The sequence below is a fragment of the Frankia sp. CgJB1 genome, assembly GCF_977947065.1.
Genome location: NZ_CDWTNB010000154.1, coordinates 1 through 9676, shown reverse-complemented (window position 1 = coordinate 9676; position 9676 = coordinate 1). Strand labels below are relative to the sequence as shown.

5 protein-coding genes and 1 pseudogene are annotated in these 9676 nt (G+C 69.0%); 3 read left to right on the top strand and 3 right to left on the bottom strand.

The genetic code is table 11. From position 1 onward, the window contains the following. The 3 genes and pseudogenes from AC08OT_RS15895 to AC08OT_RS15885 all read right to left on the bottom strand — a co-directional run. Positions 1 to 1200 (bottom strand): annotated as a pseudogene (locus AC08OT_RS15895) (MFS transporter); the annotation flags it as partial. Positions 1201 to 1360: 160 nt separating this feature from the next. Further along, on the bottom strand, positions 1361 to 2434 hold the full coding sequence (locus tag AC08OT_RS15890; RefSeq protein ID WP_476592878.1) for an inositol-3-phosphate synthase: 1074 nt from the start codon (positions 2432 to 2434) through the stop codon (positions 1361 to 1363). A 116-nt stretch (positions 2435 to 2550) separates the two neighbouring features. After that, complete coding sequence (locus AC08OT_RS15885; RefSeq protein ID WP_476595774.1) at positions 2551 to 3471, bottom strand: PadR family transcriptional regulator; 921 nt, start codon at positions 3469 to 3471, stop codon at positions 2551 to 2553. A 439-nt stretch (positions 3472 to 3910) separates the two neighbouring features. Between AC08OT_RS15885 and AC08OT_RS15880 the strand changes: the two genes are divergently transcribed. From AC08OT_RS15880 to AC08OT_RS15870, 3 genes are all read left to right on the top strand, one after another. Further along, the gene (locus AC08OT_RS15880; protein ID WP_476592880.1) at positions 3911 to 4318 is read left to right on the top strand and encodes a DUF5318 family protein; all 408 of its coding nucleotides are present in this window, start codon (positions 3911 to 3913) and stop codon (positions 4316 to 4318) included. A 623-nt stretch (positions 4319 to 4941) separates the two neighbouring features. Further along, a complete protein-coding gene (locus AC08OT_RS15875; protein WP_476602973.1) occupies positions 4942 to 7842 on the top strand; it encodes a transglycosylase domain-containing protein in 2901 nt (966 codons plus the stop codon). A 46-nt stretch (positions 7843 to 7888) separates the two neighbouring features. Further along, positions 7889 to 9676 (top strand): glycosyltransferase family 87 protein (locus tag AC08OT_RS15870; protein ID WP_476602972.1); only part of this gene is annotated, 1788 nt, incomplete at its 3' end.

The window sequence follows — 9676 nt, the reverse complement described above, 5'->3', positions numbered from 1 at the left end:
ACCACCGGAACGGACCGGCCCTCGTCCGGCAGGACCACGGCGGCCACCGCCGCGGCGGCCACGAAGGCGACGTTGAACAGCAGGTCGTAGAGCGAGAAGGCGCGACCGCGGTAGGCGTCGTCGGTCTCCTCCTGCACGATGGTGTCCACGCAGATCTTGCTGGCCTGTGCGGAAAACCCGAGCAATGCTGCCGCGACGATGAACAGCGTCGAGGAAAAGGGCAGCCCGAGCGCGACCTCGACAACCCCGCCGAGTACCAGGACGAGGGCGATCCAGCTCGACTTCGGCATGCGCCCCGTGACGTGGGGAGTCGCGACCGCGGCGCTCACCGTGCCGGCCCCACTGGCGGCAACGACGGCGGCGAGCCCCGCGAGCCCGCCTTCCGGGCCAGTGAAGTAGTTGCGATACAGCAACACCGTCATCACGAGGATCAGGCCGTAGGCGGCTCGCGAGGTGGTGAGGGCGGCGAGCGCCCGCCGGGCCGGCCCGTGGTTCACCAGATAGCGGGCGCCGTCAAGCATGTCGGCGACGACCTGGGTGGTCTGCGCCCAGGCGCCCTGCCAGGCGACCGTCTCCAGCGGACCGAAGTCGCTCCGTCCCGCCCGCGCCGCGGTGACGGCGGCCACAAGGTAGGTGAAAGCTGCCAGACCGGCGACGAACGCCACCGTCCCGTCCTCGCCGCCGATCAGCCCGCGCAGTCCGCTGCCGACACCGGCTCCGGCGAGCGTCGCGACGGTGCCGGAGGTGACTGGACAGGGCGTTCGCCGTGACGAGCCGGTCGAGGCCGACCACGACCGGGAGCCCGGCGGACAGCGCCGCCAGCACGAAGCGGTTCATGCTCACCGACGCCAGTGCCACCGCGTAGAAGTCGACGCCCGTCCGGCCGGTGGCGATCAGAGCGACCAGGATGCCCATCAATAGCATCCGGACGAGTGAGCAGACCACCAGAACCCGCTGGCGGGACACGCGATCGAGCACGATGCCGGCGAAGGGTCCGATGACGCTGAACGGCAGCACGACGATCGCGAGCGACGCGGCCAGGGCCGCCGCCGAGGTCGCCCGTTCGGGGGAGAACAGCACATAGCTGACGAGGCTCGCCTGGAAGACGCCGTCGGCGGCCTGGGAGGTGAGTCTGGACGCGTAGAGCATCCGGAACCCACGGCCGTGCAGCAGCTCACGAAGGTTCTCCGCCCGGGCCACGTCGTCAGCCTAGGACCAGAATGATCGACTCCGGGCACAAGGTCCGGCCGTCCCCTCCGGGCTGCCGGACACCTGTGTTTCCGACCGGGTCCGCTGGCCGGCCGATCCGACGAGGAGGACCCGACGAGAAAGATGAGGACGACGAGAAATCAGCCCTCGATCAGCCCTCGTCGCGGATGAATGCCTCCACCCTGTCCCGGGCCTCGTTGTCGCGGTACTGCTCCGGCGGGGACTTCATGAAATAGGAGGAGGCGGAGAGGACCGGGCCGCCGATGCCCCGGTCGAGCGCGATCTTGGCGCAGCGCACCGCGTCGATGACCACCCCGGCGCTGTTGGGGGAGTCCCACACCTCAAGCTTGTACTCGAGGTTCAGCGGCACGTCGCCGAAGGCACGTCCCTCAAGGCGGACATAGGCCCACTTGCGGTCGTCCAGCCAGGCGACGTAGTCTGACGGCCCGATGTGCACGTTGTCCCTGCCGAGGTCGTGAGAGACCTGGGAGGTCACGGCCTGCGTCTTGGAGATCTTCTTGGACTCCAGCCGCTCGCGTTCCAACATGTTCTTGAAGTCCATGTTGCCGCCGACGTTGAGCTGCATGGTCCGATCCAGGATCACGCCGCGGTCCTCGAAGAGCTTCGCCAGAACCCGGTGGGTGATGGTCGCGCCGACCTGTGACTTGATGTCGTCGCCGACGATCGGCACGCCGGCCGCGCGGAACTTCTCCGCCCACTCGGGCACCCCGGCGATGAACACCGGCAGGCAGTTGATGAAGGCGACGCCGGCGTCGATGGCGCACTGGGCGTAGAACTTCGCGGCGTCCTCGGAACCGACCGGCAAGTAGCAGACGAGCACGTCGGCACGGGTCTCCCGCAGGGTCGCGACGACGTCGACCGGCTGCTCGTCCGACTCCTCGATGGTCTCCCGGTAGTAGCGGCCGAGGCCGTCGAGAGTGTGCCCGCGGGCGACGGTGACCCCGAGCGGCGGGACATCCGCGATCTTGATGGTGTTGTTCTCGCTGGCGACGATGGCCTCGGAGAGGTCGCGGCCGACCTTCTTCGCGTCCACGTCGAACGCGGCGACGAATGTCAGGTCCGAGACGTGGTACTCGCCCAGCCGCACGTGCATCAGCCCGGGGACCTGGGCCGACGGGTCGGCATCGCGGTAGTACTCAATCCCCTGGACCAGCGAGGCAGCGCAGTTGCCCACGCCGACAATGGCGACACGTACCGAGCCCATGACGGTCTGCTCCTTAGCTGAGATCTTCGTGGAAATGGGTCATCTGGGGCATACAGCTCCGCCGCGGCATTCCCGATCATGCTGGTCGGGAACAGGGACCCGCTACGGGATGACGTTCATCGGGTGGTCGGGACCTCGCCGTCGGGGTCCTGGCCGGCTGTCCGCGGGGCATGCCTGCTCCGGCCACGCCTGTTCACGTTTACATTCAGGTGCGCGTCGGCGTCGGCAGGTGTGCCGCCCTCCCGTGCGCGCGGGTCGTCCTGGCGGTCCGCCTGTGCCGGAGGGCTTCCCGGCCCGCTTGGGCGGGCCGGTCCGACGACGGGTGCCCCCGGCTGCACGGATCCTATGGACGGGTTTGTGGACAAACCTGTGGATCCTGTCGACAACTGTGGTCCCTGGGTGCCGGTGGGGGTGCCGGCGCGTTCGGTCTCGATCAGCTCGTTCAGCCAGCGGACCTCACGTTCGACCGATTCCAGGCCGTGGCGCTGCAACTCGAGTGTGTAGGAGTCGAAACGCTCGACGGTCCGGGTCAGGGCCGACCGAACCTTCTCCCGGCGCTCCTCGAGCCGCCCGCGGCGACCTTCGAGGATGCGGAGGCGGACAGCGGCGTCCGTCTTCGAGAAGAAGACGAAGCGCACGCCGAACATCTCGTCTTCCCAGGACGACGGTCCGCCCTCGCCCAGCAGGTCCGCGAGCTTCTCCTTGCCCTCGCCCGTCAGGGTGTAGACGACCCGGCTGCGCCCGCCGAGACGGCCCGCGGCGCTGACGTCGTCCGCGGTGATGTATCCGGCGGACGCGAGACGACGCAGACAGGGATAGAGCGAGCCGTAGCTGAACCGGTGGAACGCGCCGAGCAGCGCCGCGAGCCGTTTGCGCAGTTCATAGCCGTGCATAGGGCTCTCGGAGAGCAGGGCGAGGACCGCCAGCTCCAGCATGATCCACCCCTCCTCGACCGTGATGCCCCGCGATGCGCCGCCGGTCGTTCCGCGAGCCGTGGCGGCCAGCCACCACGGCTCGCGGAACGACCGTCTCGACATATCGAAGCGATACATCGAGGATAGGCGTCGCGGGACGAGTACCGCAACCAGGAATGACCAGTCAGCGACCGGAAGATGACAAATAGGCGCTCTGCTGGTGCATCCCGACCCCGGCCGGACCATCGATGGATCCACCGGCCGCCGAACGGGCGTCGCGCCCTGGCGAGGGTGTTCCCCGAGCCTGTGGAGCGTGGAAAACCCCGGCTGCCAGGGGATAATGCCAGGGGATAATCGGCCGAGATCCGCGCATCGGAAGGGGCCGGTGGCCGCCCGGGGCGGACGCTGTCCGACGGTCCCGTCGGTGGCCGGAGACCATCCCGCGCGGCCAGATCCCGGTGCGGGCGGGCTCACACTGTCATCCGGCTCACAGCCGGGATGTGTGAGGTGGGAGACGGTTTGGCGGCTGTCTGGAAGCCGACTCCGGCGTACCGTTGCTGGCATGCGTCCGCGGTCGGTCATCGACTACGCGCTCGCCCGCCGGGCGACGCTGGCGGATCTCTTCGCGGGCAGAATCTCGCCGTTGGATGCCTGTGACGCGCATCGTTATCTGCTGCGGGCGGCCAGGTACCACGGTGAGCGGACCACGAAGCGATGCCCGGTCTGCCGAGGCGGCGATCCACTCATCCATGTCACCTACGCCTACGGCGACGAGTTCGGGGAGAGCTCCGGCCGGGCCCGCATCACCAGGGAGCTCCCCATGCTCGCATCGAGGTACAGCGAGCTGCAGGTCTATGTGGTGGAGGTGTGTCCGCCCTGCGGCTGGAACCACCTGGTCACTTCTTATGTGATCGGGGCGGGGGAGCCGAAGGCGAAGAAGCAGGCCCGGCGGCGGACCGCGGACCGCTGACGGCTGGTCGTCCCCGAGAGGCGCGAAGGACGCCCTGCGCGAGGGGGCGGAACCCGGCGTGAGATCCTGGTCTGCCATGTGGGTCTCATGGCAGGTCCTGGCGTGGCATCCGCCATGGGCTGACCTCGTCACAGCCTCGTCGGGTGAATGCGGCGAGTGAGCGAACATCACGTGGTCGGCCCCGGTCCGATGGTGGACCGGTGGTCGCCGGGATCGTGCATGGTCCGGGCCGAGACGGGCCGGTTCTGTGGATCCTGTGGAAATCGGACCTCCGGTGATGGTTGGGGGCGCCGGCCCGTCTCCTGCGGCGGTCCGGGTACCGGGGAGTCCCACGGCGACGGATGGAGCGGTTGGTGAGCTCTCCCTACGATCAGGGCTCTAGTCGGGGTGGTCCTGCACCTGACCGAGCATGGCCTAACCCGGACGGCCAGTCCCGGGTAACCGCGGACCGGATACCCCCGGACCGCGCCCGGCGGCCGGAGCAGGCCCAGGCAGGCCAAGTCCAGGCAGGCCAAGTCCAGGGACGCCGGCTGGTGCCGCCAGCGGGCCGGCCCACCGGCGGGCGAGGGGAGCGCACCGCTCTCGTGCCACCCGCGGCTCCCCCCACCGCGGCGAGGACGAACATGCCGCCGGATGGTAGGACCGGTCGGGGTGCCGGTCCCGCCGCCGGGGGGTGGGTGCCGGACCGCGGCGTCGGGAAGTCCGACGTGCCCGGCCGTGAACCGTCCAGTGGTCGTCCCGGCATGCCCGTTGGCGAGGCGACCGGTCGTCGCCGAGGAGGCGGCGCGCCATCCGGTCGGGCAGCCCCCACCAGGCGGGTTCCCGGCCGTGGGTTCTCCGATCGGACTGCCTCTGACCGTGGCGTCCCCGACCGTGGGCCGGACCGGCCGGCCGCCGAGGTCAACACCCTGTACGACACCGTCGACCAGGAGGCCCTACGGCGGATCGATGTCCGGGAACGCACCGTGGACGCCACCATCTACCACAAGGTGACGCCGGAGCGGGACTCCCGGAACGGCCGCCGCAACGGGGTGTCGGACCGCGACCGCATGACCGAGGTAACGCCCGCTCGGCAGGTGGCCGGTCGGCGCGACCTCACCCGCGCTACCGAGCTGATGGCCGTCCGGACCCGGGCACGGGAGGGAGGTGGATCGGCCGCTACCCGCCGGATGGCGGGTGGGCGACCGGGTGCGGATCGGATCGAGCCCCGCCGGACCGGTCCAGGCCGATCCTCCCGGGCGGAGATGGGTGCCCCGGGCGGGCCGGGAGGAACCGGGCGCCGCAACGGGAAGGCCTCCCGGCCGGGCCAGGGGCGACACGGCCCGATGTGGTGGCGACAGCGCCCGCGCTGGATGCGCCGTCTGGTCTTCGCCGGCTTCTTCTCCGGCCTTCTCCTGTCCGTCGCCGGCATCGGCGTCATCTACGCGGCGACCCAGGTCCCGCTGCCTGCCGAGGTGAAAACCGACCAGACGTCGATCATCTTCTACGGACCGCCGGCTGGCTCGCATCAGGACAACGGTGAGGAGCTTGCCCGGATCGGCACCGTGAACCGCACCGACGTGCCGCTCGCCGAAGTGTCCATGGACCTGCAGCACGCGGTGCTCGCGGCCGAGGACAAGAAATTCTATCACGAACCCGGTATCTCTCCCAAGGGCATCGCCCGGGCGCTCTACGTGAACCTCATCGGCGGGGAGCTGCAGGGTGGTTCGACCATCACCCAGCAGTACGCCAAGAACGCGTACCTGTCGCAGGAGCGGACCTTCACCCGCAAGATGCGCGAGATCGTGCTCGCGGTGAAGCTGGGCCAGAAGTACTCCAAGGGACAGATCCTGGAGTTCTACCTGAATACGATCTACTTCGGCCGGGGCGCCTACGGTATCGAAGCGGCGGCGAAGGCCTACTTCAACACCCCGGCCGCCAAACTCACCCCCGCTCAGGGGGCGGTCATCGCGGGCCTGATCCGATCACCCAACTACCTCGACCCGGCCAAGAACCCGGGTCCGGCGGCGAACCGCTGGCACGACGTGGTCGCGACGATGGTTGCCGAGGGCTGGGCTCCGCCGGAACTCGCCCAGCAGAGCCCCCCACCCGTGGCCGCGAAGGCGGAGGATGCCGCCGCCTCGTCCGATCAGATCGCGTACATCCGCAACCAGGTCAAACGTGAGCTTACGACCGTCGGGAAGATCACCGAGGACCAGATCAACCGCGGTGGACTGCGCATCACGACCACGATCGACAAGGGGCGGCAGTTCAAGGCCTTCCAGGCGGTGAGCGACGTGTTGGGCCCGGCGTACGCCGCAGTGCCGGATCTGCGTACCGGGCTCACCGCGGTAGAACCCGGGACCGGCAGGATCCTCGCCTGGTACGGCGGGTCGCTCTACGGCAAGGACGCACAGGGCCATGAGCAGTACGTCGACAACGTGTCAGGGGCGCAGGTGCAGTCCGCCTCCACCTTCAAGACGATCACCTTGGTCGCGGCGCTGCGCCAGAACATCAACCTCAAGTCGACCTTCGCCGCTCCCGCCAAGATCACGCTGCCGGGGAACTACGTGGTCAGCAACGACGAGGGCGAGCCGGGTGATCTCGGGTACAAGGATCTCATCGAGGCGACGGCGGGCTCCATCAACACGGTGTACGTACCGTTGGGGCAGAACATCGGCGTCTCGAACATCGTCAAGACCGCGCGCGACCTTGGCATCCCGAGCAGCACTCAGCTTCGCAACGAGGCGGGTATCACCCTGGGCCAGGACGACGTGCGCGCGGTGGACATGACCGCGGTCTACGCGACCCTCGCCGGCAACGGAGTGCGGGCCACGCCGCACATCGTCGACAAGGTGGTCGACGGCAAGGGGCAGGTGATCTACTCGGGTACCCCGGATGCGAAGCAGGTCATCCCGGCCGTGGTGGCCCGCGACGCCACGTACGCCCTGCAGAGCGTGCTGACGGATCCGAGCGGCACCGGGAAGCGGGCCCGGCTGGATGGCGGGCGCGAGGCCGCCGGCAAGACCGGGACGTCGAGCAACTTCCGGTCGGCCTGGTTCTGCGGATACACCAGGGAAATCGCGTCCTGCGTGAACATGTTCCGGGGCAAGGGCACCGAGCAGGACGTGCTGAAGGGCATTCCCGGCGCCGACAAGGGCGTCTACGGAGGTAACTACCCGGCCAAGGTGTGGAAGGCGTTCATGGACGCCGCGCTGACGGGGGTGCCGCCGTCGAAGTTCGATTCGCCGGCCTTCGGTGGCCTCGTGCAGGATAACGAGCCCGAGCCGACTCCCACACCCACCCCGGCGCCGAGCGCCCCATCGAGCCAGCCCGGCGATACCGGGCTCAACCTGGGCGATCTCCTGAACCCCAGTGGCAACGGCAACGGCAACGGCAATGGCAACGGCAATGGCAACGGCAATGGCGACGGCAATGGCGACGGCAATGGCGACGGCAATGGCGACGGCAGTGGTCAGCAGGGTGCCGGCCAGCAGGGCCGGCCAGCTCGACAGACGGGGATCTTCTCCGACCCGTTCAGTTGACCGGGAGGTCGAGTTCAGTGCTGTCATGGGCTGTCATGGGGCGAGAATGACGGGCATGGCCCTGTCCCCGGCGTCCCCCGTCCGCGTCAGCCCGGCCCGGGAGGACCCGGTCGTCGCGGGGGCAAGCCAGCTCATCGGTGGGCCGCCGGGTGAGCACGCGGTCGTGCCCGACCGGCGTGGTTGGCTGACCCGGCTGCGGGTGCTGATGGCGATGGTCATCGTGGCTGGGGTCCTCGGCTATACCCAGAAGATCAGTTGCCGGGACACCCGGAACTGGACGCATGAGCACCAGTACACGGCGTTGTGCTACTCCGACATCGTCGCGCTGTACAGCCAGGAGGGGCTGGTCGACGGGAAGATCCCCTATCTGGACTACCCGACGGAATACCCGCCGTTGATCGGCGCCACCATGCAGCTTGTCGCCTGGCCAGCCGGTCTCGCGGACGGACCGCGGGCGGTCTACCGGGAGGAGAACGGTGAGCGTGTCTTCGACCACTACACGATGGACATGCGGTCGGCCGTCTTCTACGACCTCACCGCCCTGCTGTTCCTGATCGTGGCCTCGGTCGCGGTGTGCTGCACGGCGCTGACGGCCGGATTGAGGCGGATCTGGGACGCCGCTCTGTTCGCGCTGGCGCCGACCCTCGTGCTGCATCTGCTGACGAACTGGGACATCATCGCGGTGGCGTTCTCGGCAGGCGGCCTGCTCGCCTGGTCCAGGCGGGCTCCGAAGCTCGCCGGGATGCTGATCGGGCTCGGCATCCTCACGAAGCTCTATCCGGCCCTGTTCCTGCTCGGGTTGGCCTTCCTCTGTCTTCGGGCCGGGAGGCTGCGCGAACTGGCCCGGACCGTCTGTGCGGCGGCGGTGACGGTGCTGGTGGTCATCGTCCCGCTGTGGCTGACCGCCGGCTACTTCAACGCGGAGAACGCCCGCGTCGGCGACAGCATCTGGTCGACCTTCTGGCGAGGTGGTGACTGGACCCGACTGGTCGGTGGTGGTCCGGACGAGGCCCGCAACGCCATCGCCCGGTTTTTCGACCTGAACTCCGACCGCGGCGCCGACTGGGACTCGCTGGCGTTCGGCGCGACCTGGCTTGCCGGCCGCTACGACCCGGCCTGGTTCGGAGCGCTGCACCTGGTGGTCTCCGCGCTCACCGCCGTCGTCCTCGTCGCGGTAGCGGCGGCCGCGATCCATCATCGGCCCGATGCGCGCCGGCTGGTCATCGTGGCGGCCACGGCCGGCTGGGTGACGATCTTCGTCGCCCTTCCGATGATCCTGCAGGGCCTGCGGGACAACGGCCTGCCCATCTCCACATTGAACATCATCACTGGGGCGGCCCTGCTGGTCTCGGTGATCGTCATCGGGTTGCTCACCTGGCTCGCACCGCGCCGGCCCCGCCTGCCGCAGGTGCTGTTCCTGCTCGTCGTCGCCTTCCTGCTGACCAACAAGGTCTTCTCACCCCAGTACACGATCTGGCTGCTACCGCTGGCGGCACTGGCTCGGCCCCGATGGCGGCTGTTCTTGCTGTGGCAGGCCTGCGAGGCGTGGGTCCTGTTCACCCGATTCATGCACTTCATCTACAACGACACGCATGGTCGTCAGGGCATCGACCGGGGATGGTTCGTCGGCGCGGTGGCCCTGCGCGACCTGGTGCTGCTCGTCCTGGCCGGATTCGTCGTCCGGGAGATCCTGCATCCGCATACCGACATCGTGCGGACCGGCGGAATGGCGTACCCGGGTGATCCGCGTGTCGCGGTCGGCTCTGCTGCCGCCGGCGATCCGGACGCCGTCGACGACCCTGCGGGCGGGGTGCTGGACCATGCCCCCGATGCC